Genomic DNA, 21,048 nt, shown 5'->3' on the forward strand with positions numbered 1-21,048 from the left:
CGGCGCTTCCTCGCCGCTTCTCCTGCGTCGGATTGGCGAAGGACGAGCGGGCGATGATGCGGTCGTGGATGCGGGGCGGCCGGATCGGCCTCCTCACGGGGCTCCTCCTCCTCGGTGCGGGCCTGCCCGTGCGCGCCGCGCCCGATCCGACGACCGAGGCCGGCGCGGCGCCGCTCACCAAGGACGCGATCAACGCCGCCACGTTCCGCGAGCCCGAGGAGCCGGCCAGGGACGGCAAGGCGCGGAAGCCGGAGCGCGCCGGGAAGCCCGGCAAGGAGGCGAAACGGCCCGATCCCCTGCTGATCAAGGTGCAGGTGCTGCTCGACCGCGCCCGGTTCTCGCCCGGCGCCATCGACGGGCGCGACGGCGAGAACCTGCGCGGCGCGCTCCGGGCCTATGCCGCCGCCCAGGGCCTGCCCACCGAGGGCAAATTGACTCGTGCGCTGTTCGACAAGCTCGAGGGCACGAGCCGGGATCCGGTCGTCACCGATTACGCGATCACCGAGGCCGACGTGAAGGGCCCCTTCGTCGAGACGATGCCGGCGAAGATGGAGGAGCAGGCCGATGTCGGGCCGATGCGCTACACCAACACCCGCGAGATGCTGGCCGAGCGCTTCCACATGCAGCGCGACCTGCTCTCGGCGCTGAACCCGGACGTGCCCCTCGACAAGACCGGCGGCAGCCTGATCGTCGCGGCCCTGCCGCCGACCGGCGACGGCAAGGTCGAGGGCGCGCCGCTGGCGCCCAAGGTCGCGCGCATCGAGGTCGACAAGCAGACGAAGCGGGTGCGCGCCTTCGCCGAGGACGGCCGGTTGACGGCCGATTACCCGGCCTCGATCGGCAGCAGCGAGAAGCCCGCGCCGGACGGCACCGCCAAGGTCAACTCGGTCACCTTCGACCCGTGGTACACCTACAACCCGAAATATCGCTTCAAGGGCGTGAAGACACGGAAGAAATTCTCGATCCATCCGGGCCCGAACAACCCGGTCGGCCTCGTCTGGATCGACCTGTCGATCGAATCCTACGGCATCCACGGCACGCCGGAGCCGGAGAAGATCGGCAAGACGGAATCGCACGGCTGCATCCGCCTGACGAACTGGGACGCGCGCGATCTCGCCGGCCACACGGTGAAGGGGGCGAAGGTCGAGTTCCTGGAGAAATAGTCCGGCTCAGTCCCGCCGCATCCATCCGCCCACCGCGAGCAGCGCCGCGTCGCCCAGGAAGGCGAGGGCGGCGGTGGCCAGCGTGCCCTGGAGCATGGCGGCAAAATTCTGGTTCTGGAGACCGGCGACGATCGGGGTGCCCAGCGTCGAGGCGCCGGCGAGCGCGCCGACCGCCGCGACGGAGACCGAGAGCACGAGGGCGGTGCGCACCGTCTCGATCAGGCCGGGGGCGGCGAGCGGCAGCTCGACCCGGGCGAGGATCTGCCCCGGCGTCAGGCCGATCGCCTCGGCCGCCGCGCGGGTCTCGCGCGGGACGGCTTCGAGGGCGCCGACGGTGCCGCGGATGCAGGGCATGAGGCCGTAGGCGAGGAGCGCCAGCAGGGTCGGCGGGCCGCCGAAGCCGAGCACCGGCAGGGCCAGCGCCACCACCACGACCGGCGGCACCGCTTGGGCAAGGGCGGCGAAGGCGTCGATGCCGCCGCGGATCGGCGCCAGGGCCGGACGGGTCGCGGCGATGCCGAGGGCGATCCCGAGGCCCGCGACGAGGAGAAGACCGGCGCCGGTGAGGGCGAGGTGGTTCGCGGCGAGCGCCAGCAGCCGGTCCGGGGCGAGCGGACGCGGCCCGGCGCCGTCCGCGACGAGGCCGACCGCGAGTCCGGCGACCGCCGGATGGCTCGCCGCCGCGAAGCCGAGCCCGACAAGGAAGGGCGCGCGCGCCGCACGAAGACCGGCGGTCACGACGGCCACCGGCGGCGGGCCGCCGCCTCCAGGGCGGAGAGGCCGGATTCGGCGGACAGCGACAGGGCGATCACCGGAAGCGCGCCGAGCAGGATCAGGTCGGGGGCGAACTGCGCCATCCCGTCGAAGACGAGGCGCCCGAGCCCGCCCGCCCCGACGAGCGGCGCCAGGGTGGCCAGGCCGAGCGCCTGCACCGCCGCGACGCGCACGCCGCCGATCAGGACCGGGGCGCCGAGCGGCAGGCGCAGGCCGGTCAGGATCTGTCGCGGCGTCAGCCCGAGGGCGCGGGCGGCGTCGAGCGAGGCCGGGTCCGGCGCACGCAAAGCGCCCTGAAGCCCGCGCCAGAGCGGCAGCAGCAGGTAGGCCGCGATCCCGACGAGCGCCGGCCCGGCGCCCAGCGCCGAGACGCCGTGCGCGCGCAGGCTCGGAACGAGCGTGAGCAGGGCAGAGGTCGCCGCGACCAGACCGCCCAGCAGGGCGATGGCCGGCACGACCTGAAGACCGCCCACGAGCAGATCGACGGCGCCGCGCCCGCGACGCCACGGACCGAGCCCGGCGGTGACGAGGCCCGCGAGCGCCAGCGCGCCGCCCGCCAGGGCGAGGTGGGCGAGGATCGCCTGCGCGAGTCCGTCCCGCCGGGCCTTGAACTCGACGACGAGGGAGAGGCCGTCGAGGGTGCCCCCATGTCCGAGGCCCGCCAGCAGCGCGGCGACCGCCAGCGCCGCGAGCCATCCGGCGCCGGGCAGGCGGCCGGATCGCGCGCTCCGGGCGAGGCCGGCGCACAGACCGAGGCCGGCGATCCACGCACCGGAGGCCAGCCGCGCCCGCGCGGCCGGCGGATGGCCCGCGAGCAGGTCCGCCGCGCCCGTTCCGAGCGCCGCCAGCAGCAGCGCGAGCCCGCCGACACAGGCGAGGACGGCAAGAATGGCGCCGGCCCGTCCCCGGTCCGCCGAGGCGAGCCCCGGACCGAGGCCCGCGAGGACGAGGAGCGGCCACAGCCAGGGTCCGAACGCCGCATCGGCCGGGATCGGCGCGCCGGTCACGAGGCGGTTCGGCGCCAGGTGCAGCACCGGGAGGTGCCAGAGGACCAGCGGCAGCGCGGTCGCCGCGGCGAGGGGGAGAAGTGCGGCGAGCACGGGATGCCTCCACGGGCCGGGGGCGGCCTCCATCACGGCGTCCCGGCCCGTCCGGCGAGCCACGCGGCGGCGACCGCCTCGGCGGTGCGGCCCTCGACGGCGACCGCGGCATTCAGGCGGCGCAGCGTCTCCGCGTCGAGGGCGGCGAAGAGCGGATCGAGGGCCGCGCGGATCTCCGGATGCCGCTCCAGGGTCTGCGCCCGGATCACCGGGGCCGGCTCGTAGACGATCTGCGCGCGCTTCGGATCGCTCATCACGGCGAGGTCGAGGGCCGAGAGCGCCCCGTCGGTGCCGTAGACCATGCCGGCGTTGATCCCGCTGATCCCCTCCGCCGCGGCCCGTGCGGTCACCGCGGTGTCGCCGCCCGGCAGGCTGACGATACGGTCGAGCGGCAGGCGGAAGTCGTAGGCCGCCTCGAAGGCGGGAAGCGCCGCCGGGCTCTCGACGAACTCGGTGGAGGCGGCGAGGCGGATGCGGTCCGCGCGCACGGCGCGGGCGAAATCCGCCATGGACACCAGATTCTCCGTACGGGCGAGCCCGCCGTTGACGGCGATGCACCATGTGTTGTCCGCGGGCGCCCGCCCGAGCCAGACGAGGCCGCGCGCCGCGTCGAGGCGCCGCGCCGTCGCGTAGGCGGTCTCGCCCGCCTTCCAGGCCGGATCGGTCTCGGTGCCGGAGAAGAAGGCGACGTTGCCGGTGTACTCGGGATAGAGATCGAGCTCGCCCGCGAGCAGCGCCGCGCGGACGATCAGCGTCGGCCCGAGGCCGAGGCGCCGCTCGACCGTGAGGCCGAGCCGCTCCAGAACCCCCGCGATCAGGTGGCCGAGCAGCGCGCCTTCGGTGTCGCCCTTCGAGCCGACGACGAGCGGGCGCGGATCCGCGGCCGCCGCGCGCCGCGGCCGGAGGGAAGCGAGGGCGGCGGCGCCCACCAGCCGCACGAGCACCCGCCGGCTCGGGCCGCGGGCGGCACCGGCGGCGGCCCGCGGGCAACAGGGTGCACGAAATGTATCTGGGACTAACATCGAGGTCGTCACGATAGCATACCGAGCCCGCCGCAGTGCTTGACATGCCCTGCTTTCCAAGCGACCCCTCCAAGGGCCGGGGCATGATCCGGAGGAAAACCGGGCCGCGCGCGGCCGGCGGTCGTCCTTCCGAATTCCCTGGACTGCGACCGGAGCGGCGAAGCCCGCGCTCCACGACGGACACGGATCTGAGGGAAGACGACCCGGCGTGAGTGTGGATTCGAACGAGGATCGTCTGGCGGGCGCCCGCGTGCTCGTCGTGGAGGACGAAGCCGCCATCTCGATGCTGCTCGAGGACATGCTCCTCGATTTCGGTTGCGAGATCGTCGGCCCGGCCGCGCGGCTCGCGACCGCCCTGGAAATGGCGCGCGCCCAGGATTTCACGGTCGCCATCCTCGACGTGAACGTGGCGGGTGAGCCGATCTATCCGGTCGCCGAGGCCATCGCCGAGCGCAACTTGCCGATCGTGTTCTCGACGGGCTATGGCGGCGCGGGCATCCGCGAGCCGTTCCGCGACCGCCCGGTGGTGCAGAAGCCGTTCAGCCAAGCCGATCTCAAGCGCACGCTGATCGCGGCCATCGTCGGCGCCCAGGGCTAAAACCCTTCCAGCGCGAAGGCGTTCGGCAGGTGCCGCGGCCAGGTCCGCGGCGCCACGAACACCGCGTCGGCGCGCAGCGTCATGTCCGGCGGCAGCGTCGTCCGGGCGAGCCAGACCCGTGCCGCCCGCGACAGGCGCTTGCGCTTACGCGCATCGATCGCCCCGGCCGCCGCGTCGAGACTGGCGCGGGCCTTCACCTCGACGAAGGCGATCGTGCGCCCGCGCCGGACGATGAGGTCGATTTCGCCCCCCGCCGCCGCGTAGCGCCGGGCGAGCGGGCGATAGCCCTTCAGGAGCAGGGCGAGGAGCGCCAGGGTCTCGGCGGAGAGGCCGCGGCCGTGGGTGGCGCTGCGGCGCGCCTCGGCCCGGTCAGGCGGACGCGTCATCGGAGCGGCGGGCGAGCACGAGGGCGCGGGCGTAGACGGCGCGCTTGGGCTGGCCGGTCTCGTCGGCGACGAGGGCCGCCGCGTCCTTGATCGAGTGACGGGCGAGCGCCGCCTCGATCCGCGCGTCGAGCCCGGCATCCGTCTCGCGGGCCTTGGCGTCCTCGGGCTCGGGCCCGATCACCACGACGACCTCGCCCTTGGGCGGCCCTTCCTCGGCGTAGAGGCGGGCCAGCCCGCCGAGGCTGTCGCGGCGGATGGTCTCGTAGAGCTTGGTCAACTCGCGGGCCACCGCGGCCGGTCGCTCGGGGCCGAGCATTTCGGCGGCGTCCGCCAGCATCTCGGGCAGGCGGTGGGGGGATTCGAACAGCACCAGGGTGCCGGGGATCGGCGCCAGCGCCTCCAGCCGGTTGCGGCGCGCGCCCGATTTCTGCGGCAGAAACCCCTCGAAGAAGAACCGGTCGGTCGGCAGGCCCGCGGCGACGATGGCGGTCATCACCGCCGAGGGGCCGGGGATCGGCGTCACCGGGATACCGGCCGCGATCGCCGCCTGGACCAGCTTGAAGCCGGGGTCCGACACCAGCGGCGTGCCGGCATCCGAGACCAGCGCCAGGGTCTCGCCGGCCTTGAGCCGCAGCACCATCCGCTCGCGCACGGCCTCGTTCGAATGCTCGTGATAGGACAGGAGCGGCGTGGTGATGCCGTAATGCATCAGCAGCGTGCGGGTGACGCGGGTGTCCTCGGCGAGCACCGCGTCGGCGGCGGCGAGCGTCGCCAGCGCGCGGAACGTCACGTCGCGCAGGTTTCCGATGGGGGTCGCCACCACGTAGAGGCCGGGCGCGGGCCGTTCGGCCTCCGCCGCGAGGCCGAAGGCGGTGAAGGTGGCGGGCCCGTCTCGCCGGGCGTTCGAGTCGCTGCGCTGTGTCATCGGCGCGACAATGCCACGCCGAGGCCTGTTTGCGGACCGTGGAGAAGGCCTGCCCCGCATTTACTTTTTACGGGGCTTGCCCATCGTGACCCGAGCATCGGCCTAAAAGGTGGTTGCCGGCTTTTGGATGAAGCCGATGCTCCAGCGATGGCGAGCGGGGAGGCTCGGCGATGGCGCGGTTCGGCGGACGGATGGCTTTGCTGTGCGGCGCGGCGCTGGCGCTCTCGGCCTGCGTCGGCGGGCCCGACGGGCCGCGGCCGGAGACGAACGCGGCCCCGCCGCCGGTCGCCGAGGCGGCCCCCGCTCCCGCGCCGGGGCAGCGGATCGGCACCGGATCGGTCAAGGTCGCGCTGATCGTGCCGCTGACCGGTCAGGGCGCGGCGGTGGGCGCCGCTTTGCGCAACGCCGCCGAACTCGCCTACGACGACTTCCAGAAGCCCGACCTGCAGATCCTCGTGAAGGACGACCGCGGCAGCCCCGAGGGTGCCCGCGAAGCCGCGCAAGGCGTGCTCGCGGAGGGCGCCGAGATCGTGCTGGGGCCGCTCTTCGCCGCCAACGTCCAGGCGGCGGGGGCGCTGGCCCGGGGCGCGGGCAAGCCGGTGGTGGCCTTCTCGACCGATGCCGGGGTGGCGGCGCGTGGCGTCTACCTCATCAGCTTCCTGCCGCAATCCGAGGTCGACCGCATCGTCGAGGAGGCGACCGCCGCCGGGCGCCGCTCCTTCGCCGCGCTGATCCCCGAGACCACCTACGGCAACGCCGTCGAGGCGCAGTTCCGCGAGGCGGTGGCCCGGCGCGGGGCCCGCCTCGTCGCGATGGAGCGCTACCCGGCGGGCAATCCCGGCCCGGCGGTGGAGCGCCTGCGCGGCGTCGTGACGGGACCGGGCGCGCCCGCCGACGCCCTGTTCCTGCCCGACACGCCGGACGGGCTTTCGGCGGTCGCCCCCGCGCTGACGAAGGCCGGTTTCTCGCCCGGTCGGGTGCGCCCGATGGGGCTGGCGCTCTGGAACGACCCGCGGGTGCTGTCGCAACCCGCCTTCCAGGGCGGCTGGTTCGCCGCGCCCGACACCGCGGGTTTTTCAGGCTTTGCCCAGCGCTATCAGGCCCGCTTCGGCGCGGCCCCGCCGCGCGCCGCCTCGCTCGGCTACGACGCGGTCTCGCTCACGGCGGCGCTGGTGCGCCAATACGGCACCCAGCGTTTCGCCGACGCGACGCTGACGAGCCCCGCGGGCTTTTCGGGGCTGGAAGGCACCTTCCGCTTCCGCCCGGACGGGCTCAGCGAGCGGACGCTGGCGGTCTACGAGATTCGCGGGAATGCCGCGGCGGTGGTGAGCCCGGCGCCGAAGGTGCTGGGGCCTTCGGGGATTTGAGGTTCAATCCTCACGATGTCCGCGCATCCCCTCTCCCCGCGTGCGGGGCGAGGGGATGCGGTTTGAGCCGCAGCGATCCAACGAAGGCCGTTTCGAACCGTCAGGCCGCCAGTTCCGCCACCACCGCGTTCAGCACCGGCGCCCCCCGCGGCGTCACCGCGATGCGGCCGTCCCGTTGCGCCACCAGCCCGTCGGCGACGAGCGCGGCGAGCCGGCCCGCATCGAGCGGGCGGCCCTTCAGCGCCGCGTAGCGGGCCGGGTCGATGCCCTCGGCGAGCCGCAGGCCCATCATCAGGAACTCGTCGCCCTGGTCCTCGGCCGAGAGCGCTTCCGTCTCGACGATGCCGTGGCCGTCGCGCTCGACGCGGGCGAGCCAAGCCTCCGGCGCCTTCTCGGTCAGCGTGCCGGTGCGGCCCTCAGGCCAAACGAGGCGGCCGTGGGCGCCGGGGCCGATGCCGGCATACTCGCCGTAGCGCCAGTAGAGCTGGTTGTGGCGCGATTCCGCGCCGGGCTTAGCGTGGTTCGAGATCTCGTAGGCCGGCAGGCCCGCGCCCGAACAGATCTCCTGCGTCACGTCGTAGAGCGCGCGCGCAACGTCGTCGTCCGGCGGCACGAGGCGGCCGGTCTGGGCGAGGCCGAAGAACGGCGTGCCGGGCTCGATGGTGAGCTGATAGAGCGAGAGGTGCTCGGCGGCATGCGCGATGGCCTCGCGCAGTTCCTGGCCCCAAGCCTGCGGCGTCTGCTCGGGTCGGGCGTAGATGAGGTCGAACGAGAAGCGCTCGAAGTGGGTCGCCGCGACCCGCACCGCGGCGAGCGCCTCCTCGACCGAGTGCAGCCGCCCGAGCCGCTTGAGATCGGGGTCGTTCAGCGCCTGCACGCCGAGCGAGACGCGGTTCACCCCCGCCGCCCGGTAGCCGCGGAACCGGCCCGCCTCGACGCTGGTGGGGTTGGCCTCCAGCGTCACCTCGGCGTCGGAGGCGATGCTCCAGGCGCCCGCTACCGCATCGAGCAGGCCCGCCACCGTCTCGGGCGCCATCAGGGAGGGCGTGCCGCCGCCGAGGAAGATACTGGTGACCGTACGCCCCGGCGCCAGCGCGGCGGCGTGGGCGATTTCTTTCTCGAAGGCCGCGAGGAAGCGCGGCTGGTCGACGCCGCCGTGGCGGACATGGCTGTTGAAGTCGCAATACGGGCACTTCGCCGCGCAGAACGGCCAGTGCAGGTAGAGGCCGAAGCCCGCGTCGCGGGTCGGATGGTCGGGCGGTGTCACGGGGGGCATTCTTTTGCTGGTCGAGCCGTCTCCCCTCCACCCAACCTCCTCATCCTGAGGTGCCGCGAAGCGGCCTCGAAGGAGGGCTCCAGTACGCTCAGCGATGTCTGGAGCCCTCCTTCGAGGCCTCCGCTTCGCTGCGGCACCTCAGGATGAGGGGGTTGGGTGGGGGAAGTGGCTTTGAGCGCGATGTAGGCCCTTCGCCCGCCGCTTGAAAGCTCATCCCGGCCGGCGCAGGCAGGCGGCGGCCAGCGTCACGAAGGCCCGCGCCCTGTGCGACAGGGCGTTGCCGCTCTGCCAATCGACACCGTGCTTCTCCTCGGACGAGATCTCGCCGAAGGTGCGGTCGAGCCCATCGGGCCGGAACATCGGGTCGTAGCCGAAGCCGAGCGCGCCGCGGGGCGCCACGAGATCGCCGAAGACGCGGCCCTCGAACAGTTCGGTATGGCCGTCGGGCCAAGCCAGCACGAGGGCGGAGACGAAGTGGGCGCGCCGGTCGGTGGCGCCGCGCTTGGCGAGTTCCGCCTCGATCCGGGCCATGGCGCCGGAAAAGTCCTTGTCCGGGCCGGCCCAGCGGGCGGAGAACAGGCCCGGCGCGCCGTCGAGGGCATCGACGCAGAGGCCTGAATCGTCGGCGAAGGCCGGGAGGTCCGAGGCTTCGGCCGCGGCGATTGCCTTGATCGCCGCGTTCTCGGAGAACATCGTCCCGGTCTCGTCGGGCTCGGCTAGCCCGAGTTCGCCGGCCGAGACGGCCTCGACGCCGAAGGGCGCGAGCAATTCGCGCATCTCCACGAGCTTTCCGGCATTGTGGGTCGCGATGACGACCTTGCCGGTGAGGATGCGGTGTTCGCTCACGCGATCACTTTGGCTCATGCGATCACCTGCCGCTGCAACTCGACCAGTTGAGCGATGCCGGCCTTGGCCAGCCCGAGCAGTTCGGTGAACTGCGCCTCCGAGAACGGCTCGCCCTCGGCGGTGCCCTGCACCTCGACGATGCCGCCCTTGGCCGTAAGCACGAAGTTGGCGTCGGTCTCGGCCGCCGAGTCCTCGGCATAGTCGAGGTCGAGCACCGGCTGGCCCTTGTAGAGACCGCAGGAGACCGCCGCGACGTGGTCCCTCAGGGGATCGACCGAGATGATCGAGCGCGAGCGCATCCAGGCGAGGCAATCGTGGAGCGCGACCCAGGCCCCGGTGATCGAGGCGGTGCGGGTGCCGCCGTCGGCCTGGATCACGTCGCAATCGATGGTGATCTGCCGCTCGCCCAGAGCCGGCAGGTTGGTGACGGCGCGGAGGCTACGGCCGATCAGCCGCTGGATCTCCTGCGTGCGGCCGGACGGCTTGCCCGAATTGACCTCGCGGCGCGTGCGCTCGTGGGTGGCGCGCGGCAGCATCGCGTACTCGGCGGTGACCCAGCCCTTGCCCGAGCCGCGCAGCCACGGCGGCCCGCGCTCTTCGAGGGTGGCGGTGCAGAGCACGCGGGTGTTGCCGAAGCTCACGAGGCAGGAGCCTTCCGCGTAGCGGGCCACCGCCCGCTCCAGCGTGACGGCACGCAATTCGTCGGGCGCGCGCTTGGACGGCCGCATCCGAGGGGTTCTCCACGATCAGGATTCGGAAGTGGGCGCTCTTAGGCGTTGCGAGGCCAAGCGGCAACTCCGGTCCGGACATGACAAGGGCCGCCAACCCGGAGGATGGCAGCCCCGAAAGGCGCTTCCGACTTACGAAGCACCGATCCGCCGAGACACTCAGCGGTAGTGACGGTGATGGCGCATCATGTGGTGACGCATCATGTGCCGGCGCATCATGTGGCGGCGGTGATGGCGCATGTGGTGGCGATGCATGTGCCGGTGATGGCGCATGCCGCGACGGTGGCCGTAGCCGTAGGCGACCGGGGTGGCCTCGGTGGCGGCGGCCGCATTGGCCTCGGCCGGCACGGTGATCGGCGCCGCTTCCGCCTGATGCGGCGCGGCAGCGAGGCCGAAGCCCGAGAGGGCGATCGCGACCGCCGCGACCTTGAGAAGGTTCCTTGAGGCGCCGAACTTCACGGGCGTTCTCCACTTCATGGGGAATTTTATGGTGTCGATCCGCGCGCCGGGAGGCGTTCGGCCCTGCCCTAACCGCGCGTGGGGGTGGAACGATCCCTCCGGCCGTCGAGATCGTTGACGGACCGTCGATCCCGTCGCGCGCTTTCGAGGCAAGCGGGGAGGATTGATCGCGGGCGGCCTTGCGCCCACAATCCCCCACCCAGCCGAGTTCACCTTTGTCCGAGATCCCCTTCAACACCGTGCGTCACCAGCCCCAGGCGCTCTCCGCCCTCAACGAGCGCGCCCGCGAGATCTTCCGGCAGATCGTCGAGAGCTACGTCACCACCGGCGAGCCGGTGGGATCGCGCAACCTCGCGCGCATCCTGCCGATGAGCCTGTCGCCGGCCTCGATCCGCAACGTCATGGCGGATCTGGAGCATTCCGGCCTGATCTTCGCCCCCCACACCTCGGCCGGGCGGCTGCCGACCGAGATGGGCCTGCGTTTCTTCGTCGATGCCATGATGGAGATCGGCGACGTCGACCGCGAGGAGAAGGCCCGCATCGAGGCGCAGATGCAGGCGGCGGCCTCGCGCCACACCTTCGATTCCGCGCTCGCCGAGGCCTCGACGCTGCTCTCGGGCATCTCGCGGGGGGCCGGCGTGGTGCTGACCACCAAGGTCGATGCCGGCCTCAAGCATGTCGAGTTCGTGCGCCTCGACGCCGGCCGGGCGCTGGTGGTGCTGGTCTCGACCGACGGCACGGTGGAGAACCGCCTCGTCGACCTGCCGCCGGGCCTGCCCGCGAGCGCGCTGCAGGAGGCCTCGAACTTCCTCAACGCGCGGCTGCGCGGGCGCACCCTCGACGCGCTGCGGGCCGACATCGAGGCCGGCCGCAAGGCGATGAAGAGCGAGCTCGACGCGCTGACCGAGCGGCTGGTCGATGCCGGGCTCGCCACCACCGTCGGCCCGTCCGAGGCGCGCCAGCTCATCGTGCGCGGGCAGGCCAACCTGCTGGACGATCTCCGCGCGGCCGAGGATCTCGAGCGCATCCGCCTGCTGTTCAACGATCTCGAGACCCAGAAGGACGTGATCGAGCTGCTGGCCCGCGCCGAGCAGGGCGACGGGGTGCGCATCTTCATCGGCTCGGAGAACAAGCTTTTTTCGCTCTCCGGCTCCTCCATGATCGCCGCGCCGTTCCGCGACAGCGCCCAGAAGATCGTCGGCGTCGTCGGCGTCATCGGCCCGACCCGGCTCAACTACGCCCGCATCGTCCCGATGGTCGACTACACCGCCCGCGTGGTCTCGGGGCTGCTCGACCGGCCGCGATAGGGCGCGCCGACGGAAGCGGTGAACTGGCGCGGCATCGTCCACGTTGGTGGATGGAACGTGCCGAACCATCGACTTCGGAGTCTCCGACGTGTCCCCTGCCTCCATCCGCCTCGCCCTCGCCCTGACGCTCGGTCTTGCGCTGCCGAGCGCGCCGGCCTTCGCCGAGGGCGCCGCGCCCTTCCTCGCCAAGAGCCCGGCCGGGACGGTGCGCGGCTCGAAATTCGTCGGTGTGCCGGTGATCGGGATGGACCATGTCCGCGTCGGCGAGATCGAGGAACTGCTGATCGACGGCTCCGGCCAGATCCGCGCCGTGGTGATCGGCGTCGGCGGCTTTCTGGGCGTCGGCGAGAAGTCGGTGGCGGTGCCCTTCGACGCGTTCGCCTGGAACACCGGCGACGTGTCGCTCACCAGCGGCCCGTCCTCGGTGGTGAAGGTCGACAACGCGCCGAGCCAGGCTGCGGCCGACAAGGCGACGCCCGAGACGATGCCGGGCTCCAAGACCAGCAGCGATGTGCTCGGCGCCGTGCAGAACCAGCAAGGCGACCGGGTGACCGACGCCACCGGCTCGGTCGAGGCCGCACGGCCGTCCGAACGCCCCGCCACCGTCCTGGCCGGTGACAAGATCGTTCACGCCGAGGTGCGCCTTACCAAGGCGCAGCTTCAGGACGCCCCGGCCTTCACGATCAAGGGCGACTGAGCGCTCTTTTACCTCACTCAGGTCCTCGGGAGGCGCGATGCGGGCCATCGCCGCCGCCGTCCCGCTCCGGGCGATCAGCCCGCTCAAGCGCCGGCGCAAGCGACGCACCCGGCGCCGCCGATCCCGGTATCCGGTCCGTCCGGTTCCGACTCGGCCGCCGCGACCGGTCTCGATGGGATCTCGGTGAGCCTGCTCATGGCCCGCGCGGTGCCGGGCCTGTGAGTCGTCGCTCGCCGGAGACCATCGGGGCCGCCGCGGCGGTCATCGAATCGGCCCCCCACTGTCGGGAATCGACGGCGACCGGCGCGAGCCATCGTCACAGGTGACAGCGGCGGCGCGCGACTGCCAGACTGGCGGGGTCACGATTCGGCCTCACCCGCAAGCCATCGGCAAGCTAAGATCTACTGCATGTCCACAGCCCTCGCGTCGCCGGCCCTCGCGCATGTCGTCCTGCCGCCCGACCGGCGGCAGTCGCCCACCGCGCTCAACATCCAGCGCGGGGTGCGGCGTCTGTTCGCCGAGATGGGCTGCGTCACGCTGCCGGAATTCTCCCTCGCCAACGGCCGCCGGGCCGACGTGATCGCGCTCTGCGGGGCGGGCAAACTGACGATCGTCGAGATCAAGTCGAGCGTCGCCGACTTCCGCGCCGACCGGAAATGGCCGGATTACCGCGATTACTGCGACCGCTTTTTCTTTGCGATCCCCGAGAGCGTGCCCGAAACCCTGATCCCGGAGGAGTGCGGCCTGATCGTCGCCGATGCCTTCGGCGCCGCGATCCTGCGCGAGCCGGCGGCCCACCCCTTGAGCGGCCCGCGGCGCAAGGCCGTGACCCTGCGCTTCGCCCACTTCGCCGCCGGGCTGCTGCACGCGCTGGCCGATCCCGGTGCGATCCGCGAGGGCGCGCTGTAGCGGTCAGCTTTTCGTTTCGGTCTGCACCGTTCGCAGCACGTGCACGCGGATCGCCGAGGACAGGTTGCGCCCGGCCCGCTCTGCATCGATCCGGCCGATGAGCGCCTGAACCGACAGACCTTCCGCCCGTGCGATCCCCTGGAGCGCCTCCCAGAACTCCGCCTCCAGCGAGACGCTGGTGCGGTGGCCCGCGATCATCACCGAGCGTTTGGCGACGCCCTCCGGCGCGGGGCGCGCTTTCGTCATTCCTTGTCGGGGTCGGTCAGGCGGTGGCCCTCGTGGCGGGTGGCCTCGATCGCCTTGCGGGTCTCCGCGAGCGTCTTGGCCTTCTTCGGGCGGCCGAACAGCACGCGGTTCTCGGCGGCCTTGGCCTCGCGCTCGGCCTTCTCGCGAGCCTTGCGCACCTGCCGCAGGTTGATGATCTCGGCCACCACATCGTCCTCCGCCGGGATTTCGGCGCGAAAAAATTTCCCGCGCCGAATCAGGAGTTTGCGCCTATTCGGCGCCGGGCGCCAGCATGGTTTCGGGCCGCACCACGCGCTCGAACTCCTCGTCCGTCACGTAGCCGAGGCGCAGCGCCTCCTCCTTCAGGGTGGTGCCGTTCTTGTGCGCGGTCTTGGCGATCTCGGCGGCCTTGTCATAGCCGATCGAGGGGGCGAGCGCGGTGACCAGCATCAGCGAGCGGCTCATCAGGTCACTGATCCTGTCCTCGTTGGCCTTGATGCCGACGACGCAATTGTCGGTGAAGCTCACCGCCGCGTCGGCGAGCAGGCGCACCGATTGCAGCACCGCGTTGGCGATCACCGGCTTGAACACGTTCAGCTCGAAATGGCCTTGGCTACCGGCGAAGCTCACGGTGGTCCCGTTGCCGATCACTTGCGCGCAGACCATCGTCAGCGCCTCGCACTGGGTCGGGTTGACCTTGCCCGGCATGATCGAGGAGCCGGGCTCGTTCTCCGGCAGCGACAACTCACCGAGGCCAGAGCGCGGGCCCGAACCCAGCAGGCGGATGTCGTTGGCGATCTTGAACAGACCCGACGCCAGCGCCGAGAGCGCGCCCTGAAGGAAGACGAGGGCGTCGTGGGTGGCCAGCGCCTCGAACTTGTTCTCGGCGCTCGTGAACGGCAGCCCGGTCAGCTCCGCGACCTTGGCGGCGAACCGCTCGGCGAATTCCGGGTGCGCGTTGAGGCCGGTGCCGACGGCGGTGCCGCCCTGCGCCAGGGCCAGCACGCCCGGCAACGTCGCGGCGACGCGGGCGCCGCCGAGCGCGACCTGCGCGGCGTAGCCCGAGAATTCCTGGCCCAGCGAGACCGGGGTCGCGTCCTGAAGGTGGGTGCGGCCGATCTTGACGATGCTCTCGAACGCCTTCGCCTTGGCGTCGAGCGCGCCATGGAGATGGGTCAGCGCCGGCATCAGGCGGGCCGAGACCTCGCGGGCGACCGCGATGTGCATGGCGGTCGGGAAGGTGTCGTTGGAGGACTGGCCGCGGTTGCAATGGTCGTTGGGGTGAACCGGCGACTTGCCGCCGCGCTTGCCCCCCAGCCGCTCGTTGGCGAGGCTGGCGATGACTTCGTTGGCGTTCATGTTGGACTGCGTACCCGAGCCGGTCTGCCAGACGACCAGCGGGAACTCGTCGTCGTGCTTGCCGGCGACCACTTCGGCGGCGGATTCGGCGATCGCGTCGGCGACCTTGGCCTCCAACCCGCCGAGATCCTTGTTCACCAGCGCGGCGGCCTGCTTCACGATGCCCAGTGCGTGGACCAAGGGCGCCGGCTGGCGCTCGGTGCCAATGCGAAAATTCTGGATCGAGCGCTGGGTCTGCGCGCCCCAATAGCGGTGGGCCGGCACCTCGATCGGGCCGAAGGTGTCGGATTCCGTGCGGGTCTCGACGCGGGACTCGGCGGCTGGGGACTCGTGCGGCGACATCGTGGCCTCTTCGTTGGCTCGGATCGGCCCCTACTTAACGAAGCCGAGGCTTGAGCGCGATGGCGCCCCACCATGGGGTGTGACGCAATTTCTTGTCCGTCACCGCGAAGGTTCGACAGCCGATGTCCGACACGGCGCTTCTCACGGCACAAGCTGTCGCAGACACAAAACCCTTCCGTCCGAAGGTGCCGCCGCCGCTGACCCGGCCGCTCGGCCTGTTCGCCTTCCTCAAGGCGGTGCGCGAGAACCCCATCGCCACGTGGATGCAGGCGCACTTCGAAGAGTTCGTCGTGGCCGGCGAGGGCGCGATGGGCCGCATCACGGTCGTGAGCGATCCCGATCTCGTGCGCTACCTCTTGGTCGAGAACGGCGCCAACTACCGCAAGGACGATCTCCAGCGCCGCGTCCTGGCGCCGGGCCTCGGCAACGGCCTGCTCACGGCCGAGGGCGACGAGTGGCGCCTGCAGCGGCGCACCCTGGCGCCGATCTTTTCCGCCCGCCACGTCGCGGGCTTCACCGCGCAGATGGACAAGGCCGGCGCCCGCGTCGCCAAGCGGCTCGCGCGGCGCGACGGCGCCAGCATCGACGTCGTGCTGGAGATGACCCGCACCACGCTGGACGTGCTGGAGCGGACGATTTTCACGCAGGGGCTTTCCGGCGATCCCGACGCCCTCGGGCGGGCGCTCACGCGGCTGCTCGAATCGATCGGGCCGATCGACCCCCTCGACGTGTTCGGCGTGCCGGGCTTCGTGCCCCGCCTCGGGCGGCTGAAGGCGCGGCCCGCGCTCCGCTACTTCGCCGAAGTGGTCGACGAGTTGCTGGACCGGCGCAAGGCTGCGCTCGCCCGCGGCGAGGCGCCCCACGACCTGATGACCCTGCTGCTCGCCGCGCAGGATCCGGAATCCGGCAAGGGCCTCTCGGATCTGGAGGTGAAGGCCAACATCGTCACCTTCATCGCCGCCGGCCACGAGACCACCGCCAACGCCCTGACCTGGGCGCTCTACTGCGTGTCGCAGGATGAGGGCGTGCGCGACCGCCTTGAGGCGGAGGCCGACGCCGCGCTCGGCGAGGACGGCGCGATGAGCCTCGACCGGCTCCCCTTCGCGAAGGCCGTGATGGAGGAGACCATGCGGCTATTCCCGCCGGTGCCGTTCCTCAGCCGTCAGGCCCTGCGCGACGACCGGATCGGGCGCGTGAAGATTCCGCGTAACTCCACCGTCATCATCGCCCCCTACGTGATGCAGCGCCACAAGCGCCTGTGGGAGGCGCCCGACGCCTTCATTCCTGACCGCTTCCTCGGTGAGCGGCGCGATGCGGTGCGGCGCTTCTCCTACCTGCCGTTCGGCGCGGGACCCCGCATCTGCATCGGCCAGAGCTTCTCCTTGCAGGAGGCGACGCTGGTGCTCGCCCACGTGGTCCGCGCGGTGCGTCTCACCCTGCCGCCGGACCATCCGCCGGTGACGCCGCTGCACCGCGTGACGCTGCGGCCGAAGGAGGGCCTGCGGATGGTGACGGCGCGTCGCCACTGATCGCGCGGCTCCCGAAACGCTGCGACCGTTTCGCACTGCACTGGCCGGACGGTCCAGCTGGGCTAATTGAAACGCTTCCAGAGTGGGAGTCCGCCCATGGAACCATCATCCAGCCTGTCCCTGTCGCTCAGCGTCAACGGCACGCGGCACGACATTACCCTCGACGATCCCCGCGTCACCCTCCTCGATCTCCTGCGCGAGCGCCTCGGCCTCACCGGATCGAAGAAGGGCTGCGACCGCGGCCAGTGCGGCGCCTGCACCGTACTGGTGAACGGGCGGCGCGTGAATTCCTGCCTCAGCCTCGCGGTCAGCCTGGATGGTGCCGAGATCACCACCATCGAGGGGCTGGCGCAGGGCGATGCGCTACATCCGGTCCAGGCCGCCTTCATCGCGCATGACGGCTTCCAGTGCGGCTTCTGCACGCCGGGCCAGATCATGAGCGCGGTCGGCCTGATCCGCGAAGGTCGTGCCGGCGACGATCCCGAGCGGGTGCGGGAGGCGATGAGCGGAAACCTCTGCCGCTGCGGCGCCTATATCGGCATCACCCAGGCCGTGCTCGACGCCCAGGCCAAGATGTCCGAGCAGCAGGGAGAAGCCGCGTGAACCGCTTCGACTACGTGCGCGCCGGGACCGTCGCCGAGGCGGTGGCGGCGGCCTCCGCACCGGACGCGGCCTATCTCGCCGCCGGCACCAACCTGCTCGACCTGATGAAGGGCGGCCTCACGAGGCCCGCCCGCCTCGTCGACGTGACGCATCTGCCCGATCTCGACCGGATCGAGCGCCTGCCCGAGGGCGGGTTCCGCGTCGGCGCCCTCGTGCGCAACAGCGATCTCGCCTACGACACCGCCTTCGCCCGCGCCCATCCGTCGGTGGCGGAGGCGTTGCTGTCGGGCGCCTCGGCGCAGTTGCGCAACGCCGCGACGGTCGCCGGCAACCTGATGCAGCGCACCCGCTGCCCGTACTTCTACGACCCGGCCAGCGCCTGCAACAAGCGCCAGCCCGGCGCGGGCTGCGAGGCGCAGGGCGGCGAGACGCGGCTCCACGCCGTGCTCGGCTGGAGCGAGCACTGCATCGCCACTCATCCCTCCGACTTCTGCGTGCCGCTGGTCGCTCTCGATGCGAGTGTCGAGATCGAGGGCAAGGGGGGCACGCGCAGCGTCCCGCTCGAAGCCTTCCACTGCCTGCCGGGCGATGCGCCCGAGCGCGAGACCGTGCTGGAGCCGGGCGAGCTGATCGTGGCGCTCCGCCTGCCGACCGAGGCCGCCGCCTTCGCCGAGAATTCCCGTTACCTGAAGATCCGCGACCGCACCTCCTACGCCTTCGCCGTGGTCTCGGCCGCCGCGTCGCTGCGGCTCGACCAGGGGCGGATCGCGGAAGGCCGCCTCGCGCTGGGCGGCGTCGCCCTCAAGCCGTGGCGCGCGCGGGAGGCGGAGGCTGTCTTGGCCGGTGCCGAGCCGAACGAGTCGACCTTTCGCCGAGCCGCCGACGCGGCGCTCGCGGACGCCAAAGCCTCCGGCGACAACGCCTTCAAGATCGAACTCGCCCGCCGCCTGATCGTGCGCACGCTCACCCGCGCCGTCGCCGGCACCCCGGAGCGCATGCCCGCGCTGCCGGCCTCCGCCTTCGAGGAGATGCTCCATGCCTGACATCGCCACCGAGCAGGCCCGGCACGGCTCCAGCATCGGCCAGCCGCTCACCCGCCGCGACGGTTTTTTGAAAGTGACCGGCGGCGCGACTTTCGCGGCCGACAACCGCCCCGAGGGCCTGCTGCATGCCGTCGTCGCGGTGAGCCGCATCGCCAAGGGCCGCGTGACGCATCTCGACGTCGAGGCCGCGAAGGCCCATCCGGGCGTCGTCGATGTGATGGTTCCGGGCAACGCCCCGAAGCTCGCCTCGGACCCCGATGCGAAGAACGACCCCTTCACCTTCCGCCTCGACCTCCTCCAGAACGACCGTGTCCGCTACGCCCACCAGCCGATCGCGGTGGTGATCGCTGAGACGCTGGAGGCGGCGACCGAGGGCGCCGAGCTGCTGGCGCCGCGCTACGAAACGGAAAGCCCCCGCATCGGCCTCGACGTCGCCGAGCCGCACAAACCGCAGGCGGTCGGTGCCGGCGATAAGACCGGCGCGACCAAGGGCGACGTCGAAGCCGGCTTGACGCAAGCCGAGCGCCGGATCGAGGCGGTCTACGAGACGCCCGCGCAGTACCACAACGCCATGGAGCCGCACGCCATCGTGGCGCAGTGGGACGGCGATAAACTCACCGTCGACACGCCGAGCCAGGGCATGGCGATGGCGACGATGCGGCTCGCCGGCCTGTTCGGGATCGACCCGAAGAACATCCTGGTCCGCTCGCCCTTCCTCGGCGGCGGCTTCGGCTCGAAGGGCTTCCTCTCCGGGCCCCAGGTGCTCGGCGTCATGGCGGCCAAGCTCGTGGACCGGCCGGTGAAGCTGGTGCTGCGGCGCGAGCAGATGTTCGGCCCGGTCGGCCACCGCGCCGAGACGCGCCAGACCCTGCGGCTCGGCACCAACGGATCGGGCGCGCTCACGGCGCTGGATCACCACACGCTCACCGCCACCAGCAGCTTCGACGACTTCTACGAGCCGGCGAGCGCCCTCTCGCGCTACCTCTACAAGGCGCCCGCCCTCTCGACCGGGCATTCGGGCGTGCGGGTCGATACCGGCACGCCGCTGTTCATGCGCGCGCCCGGCGAGGCCTCGGGCAGCGCGGCGCTGGAAGCCGCCATCGACGAGATGGCGGAGGCCTGCGGCATCGACCCGCTCGCCTTCCGGCAGATGAACTACGCCGAGGCGGAACCGATCTCGGAGCGGCCGTTCTCCTCCAAGGCCCTGCGCGAATGCTACGAGCAGGGCGCGGCCCGCTTCGGCTGGGAGCGGCGCTCCGCGGCGCCCCGCTCCATGCGCGACGCGGCCGGCCGCCTCGTCGGCTGGGGCGTCGGCACCGCCCTGTTCCCGGCGCTGATGATGCAGGCGGAAGCCCGCGCCGAAATTCGCGCCGACGGGAGCGGCACGGTGGCGATCGGCGCCCACGACATGGGCCAGGGCGCCTGGACGGCGCTCGCCCAGATCGCCGCCGACGGCCTCGGCATCGACCTCGACCAGTTGGATTTCAAGAGCGGCTCGTCGGACCTGCCGAACGGCGGCATCGCCGGCGGCTCGGCCCACACCGCCACCGCGGGCGCCGCGATCCACTCGGCCGCCGCGGCCGTGCTGGCGCAGCTCTCGGAACTGGCCACCAACCATGAGCGCTCGCCCCTGTTCGGCGCCGGCAATGCCGGCGTCTACGCCGCGGGCGGGCGCCTGATCCGCCGCGATGACGAGAGCCGCAGCGAGTCGTTCGCCGACATCCTGGCCCGCGCCGGAAAAAACTCGGTCTCGGCCTCGGGGAAAGGCGCGCCCGATCCGGCCTCGCGCGAATCCTACGCGATGCACGCCCACGGCGCGGTCTTCGCGGAAGTGACCGTCGATCCCGATCTCGGCCAGATCCGGGTGACGCGGCTGGTGGGCGCCTTCGCGGCGGGACGCATCGTCAACCCGCGCCTCGTCACCAGCCAGTATTACGGCGGCATGATCTGGGGCGTGTCCTTCGCGCTGCACGAGAACGCGGTGGTCGATCCCCGCACCGGCCGGGTGATGAACCCGAACCTCGGCGAGTACCACGTCCCGGTGAACGCCGACGTCCCCTCGATCGAGGCGATCCTCGTGGAGGAGCACGACCCGCACGTGAACCCGCTCGGCATCAAGGGCGTCGGCGAGATCGGCATCACCGGCACGGCCGGCGCCATCGCCAACGCGGTGTATCACGCGACCGGCGTGCGGGTGCGCAAGATGCCGATCACGCTGGACAAGCTGCTGGGCTAGGGCGGACCGGGCCGCGCATCCCCTCTCCCCCCCTCGCCGCGGGGCGAGAGCTTCGGCGACCCTGTCGTCGCCGAAGCGAGGCGGCCGCCACGGCGTTTTCGTGTCGTACCGCGCTACGGACGCGGCCTCCGGCTCGCGGGGTGCGACCTCTTTT

The 21,048-nt window shown here is 71.9% G+C and carries 22 protein-coding genes; 10 read left to right on the top strand and 12 right to left on the bottom strand.

The window, feature by feature from the left end; genetic code table 11:
• The first annotated feature begins 53 nt into the window (after positions 1-53).
• Positions 54-1,163, top strand: a complete 1,110-nt coding sequence (locus tag HNR00_RS09865) for a L,D-transpeptidase family protein (protein ID WP_246390491.1) — start codon at positions 54-56, stop codon at positions 1,161-1,163.
• Between the two features lie 6 nt (positions 1,164-1,169).
• On the opposite strand, the gene HNR00_RS25490 is transcribed toward HNR00_RS09865, so the two are convergent.
• Genes HNR00_RS25490 through HNR00_RS09875 form a run of 3 tightly spaced genes read right to left on the bottom strand, consistent with a single transcriptional unit; the run spans position 1,170 to position 3,981 of the window.
• Positions 1,170-1,910, bottom strand: coding sequence for an ABC transporter permease (locus HNR00_RS25490; protein ID WP_312886028.1), 741 nt, complete (start codon positions 1,908-1,910; stop codon positions 1,170-1,172).
• Positions 1,898-3,070: an ABC transporter permease subunit gene (locus tag HNR00_RS25495; protein WP_376770367.1), complete on the bottom strand. Its 1,173-nt coding sequence runs from the start codon at positions 3,068-3,070 to the stop codon at positions 1,898-1,900. Before HNR00_RS25495 ends, HNR00_RS25490 begins: the two co-directional genes overlap by 13 nt.
• Complete coding sequence (locus tag HNR00_RS09875; protein ID WP_312886030.1) at positions 3,070-3,981, bottom strand: glycine betaine ABC transporter substrate-binding protein; 912 nt, start codon at positions 3,979-3,981, stop codon at positions 3,070-3,072. Before HNR00_RS09875 ends, HNR00_RS25495 begins: the two co-directional genes overlap by 1 nt.
• Before the next feature lie 286 nt (positions 3,982-4,267).
• On the opposite strand from HNR00_RS09875, the gene HNR00_RS09880 reads away from it, so the two are divergent.
• Positions 4,268-4,657 (top strand): response regulator, encoded by a 390-nt coding sequence (locus HNR00_RS09880; protein ID WP_183568660.1) that lies wholly within the window; start codon positions 4,268-4,270, stop codon positions 4,655-4,657.
• Here the strand turns inward: HNR00_RS09880 and HNR00_RS09885 are convergent.
• Both HNR00_RS09885 and rsmI read right to left on the bottom strand, forming a co-directional pair.
• The gene (locus HNR00_RS09885) at positions 4,654-5,043 is read right to left on the bottom strand and encodes a YraN family protein (protein WP_183568663.1); all 390 of its coding nucleotides are present in this window, start codon (positions 5,041-5,043) and stop codon (positions 4,654-4,656) included. The genes HNR00_RS09880 and HNR00_RS09885 overlap by 4 nt on opposite strands.
• Complete coding sequence (gene rsmI, locus HNR00_RS09890) at positions 5,027-5,968, bottom strand: 16S rRNA (cytidine(1402)-2'-O)-methyltransferase (protein ID WP_183568666.1); 942 nt, start codon at positions 5,966-5,968, stop codon at positions 5,027-5,029. The genes HNR00_RS09885 and rsmI overlap by 17 nt, the downstream gene beginning before the upstream one ends.
• Positions 5,969-6,138: 170 nt before the next feature.
• Between rsmI and HNR00_RS09895 the strand changes: the two genes are divergently transcribed.
• Positions 6,139-7,335 carry a penicillin-binding protein activator gene (locus tag HNR00_RS09895; RefSeq protein ID WP_183568669.1) on the top strand — a complete coding sequence of 399 codons (1,197 nt, stop codon included), beginning with the start codon at positions 6,139-6,141 and terminating at the stop codon, positions 7,333-7,335.
• Positions 7,336-7,435: 100 nt separating this feature from the next.
• Here HNR00_RS09895 and hemW read toward each other — a convergent pair whose 3' ends face one another.
• The 4 genes from hemW to HNR00_RS09915 form a co-directional block, all read right to left on the bottom strand.
• Positions 7,436-8,611, bottom strand: a complete 1,176-nt coding sequence (hemW, locus tag HNR00_RS09900) for a radical SAM family heme chaperone HemW (RefSeq protein ID WP_183568672.1) — start codon at positions 8,609-8,611, stop codon at positions 7,436-7,438.
• A gap of 210 nt (positions 8,612-8,821) precedes the next feature.
• Entirely contained in the window at positions 8,822-9,457 is a 636-nt protein-coding gene (rdgB, locus tag HNR00_RS09905) for an RdgB/HAM1 family non-canonical purine NTP pyrophosphatase (protein ID WP_312886031.1), read from the bottom strand.
• Positions 9,458-9,471: 14 nt separating this feature from the next.
• Complete coding sequence (gene rph, locus HNR00_RS09910) at positions 9,472-10,185, bottom strand: ribonuclease PH (RefSeq protein ID WP_183568678.1); 714 nt, start codon at positions 10,183-10,185, stop codon at positions 9,472-9,474.
• 159 nt (positions 10,186-10,344) lie between these two features.
• Positions 10,345-10,662, bottom strand: coding sequence for a hypothetical protein (locus HNR00_RS09915; RefSeq protein ID WP_183568681.1), 318 nt, complete (start codon positions 10,660-10,662; stop codon positions 10,345-10,347).
• A gap of 197 nt (positions 10,663-10,859) precedes the next feature.
• Here HNR00_RS09915 and hrcA point away from each other — a divergent pair, with 197 nt between their 5' ends.
• The 3 genes from hrcA (at position 10,860) to HNR00_RS09930 (ending at position 13,557) form a co-directional block, all read left to right on the top strand.
• A complete protein-coding gene (hrcA, locus tag HNR00_RS09920; RefSeq protein ID WP_183568684.1) occupies positions 10,860-11,951 on the top strand; it encodes a heat-inducible transcriptional repressor HrcA in 1,092 nt (363 codons plus the stop codon).
• An 88-nt stretch (positions 11,952-12,039) separates the two neighbouring features.
• Positions 12,040-12,648, top strand: a complete 609-nt coding sequence (locus tag HNR00_RS09925; protein WP_312886032.1) for a PRC-barrel domain-containing protein — start codon at positions 12,040-12,042, stop codon at positions 12,646-12,648.
• A gap of 408 nt (positions 12,649-13,056) precedes the next feature.
• Positions 13,057-13,557, top strand: a complete 501-nt coding sequence (locus HNR00_RS09930) for an MmcB family DNA repair protein (RefSeq protein ID WP_183568687.1) — start codon at positions 13,057-13,059, stop codon at positions 13,555-13,557.
• Positions 13,558-13,560: 3 nt separating this feature from the next.
• Here the strand turns inward: HNR00_RS09930 and HNR00_RS09935 are convergent, their stop codons facing one another.
• The 3 genes from HNR00_RS09935 to fumC all read right to left on the bottom strand — a co-directional run bounded on the left by HNR00_RS09935 (position 13,561) and on the right by fumC (position 15,483).
• Positions 13,561-13,803 (bottom strand): ribbon-helix-helix domain-containing protein, encoded by a 243-nt coding sequence (locus HNR00_RS09935; protein WP_183568690.1) that lies wholly within the window; start codon positions 13,801-13,803, stop codon positions 13,561-13,563.
• Complete coding sequence (locus HNR00_RS09940; RefSeq protein WP_183568693.1) at positions 13,800-13,988, bottom strand: DUF4169 family protein; 189 nt, start codon at positions 13,986-13,988, stop codon at positions 13,800-13,802. Before HNR00_RS09940 ends, HNR00_RS09935 begins: the two co-directional genes overlap by 4 nt.
• Before the next feature lie 64 nt (positions 13,989-14,052).
• Entirely contained in the window at positions 14,053-15,483 is a 1,431-nt protein-coding gene (fumC, locus tag HNR00_RS09945; RefSeq protein ID WP_183568696.1) for a class II fumarate hydratase, read from the bottom strand.
• Positions 15,484-15,605: 122 nt separating this feature from the next.
• On the opposite strand from fumC, the gene HNR00_RS09950 reads away from it, so the two are divergent.
• The 4 genes from HNR00_RS09950 (at position 15,606) to HNR00_RS09965 (ending at position 20,894) form a co-directional block, all read left to right on the top strand.
• Positions 15,606-17,012, top strand: a complete 1,407-nt coding sequence (locus HNR00_RS09950) for a cytochrome P450 (RefSeq protein ID WP_183568699.1) — start codon at positions 15,606-15,608, stop codon at positions 17,010-17,012.
• 96 nt (positions 17,013-17,108) lie between these two features.
• Complete coding sequence (locus HNR00_RS09955; protein ID WP_183568702.1) at positions 17,109-17,615, top strand: (2Fe-2S)-binding protein; 507 nt, start codon at positions 17,109-17,111, stop codon at positions 17,613-17,615.
• Complete coding sequence (locus HNR00_RS09960; protein WP_183568705.1) at positions 17,612-18,658, top strand: FAD binding domain-containing protein; 1,047 nt, start codon at positions 17,612-17,614, stop codon at positions 18,656-18,658. The genes HNR00_RS09955 and HNR00_RS09960 overlap by 4 nt, the downstream gene beginning before the upstream one ends.
• On the top strand, positions 18,651-20,894 hold the full coding sequence (locus HNR00_RS09965) for a xanthine dehydrogenase family protein molybdopterin-binding subunit (protein WP_183568707.1): 2,244 nt from the start codon (positions 18,651-18,653) through the stop codon (positions 20,892-20,894). Before HNR00_RS09960 ends, HNR00_RS09965 begins: the two co-directional genes overlap by 8 nt.
• Positions 20,895-21,048: the final 154 nt, after the last annotated feature.

Source organism: Methylorubrum rhodinum, from assembly GCF_014199935.1.
Taxonomy (GTDB): Bacteria; Pseudomonadota; Alphaproteobacteria; order Rhizobiales; family Beijerinckiaceae; genus Methylobacterium; species Methylobacterium rhodinum.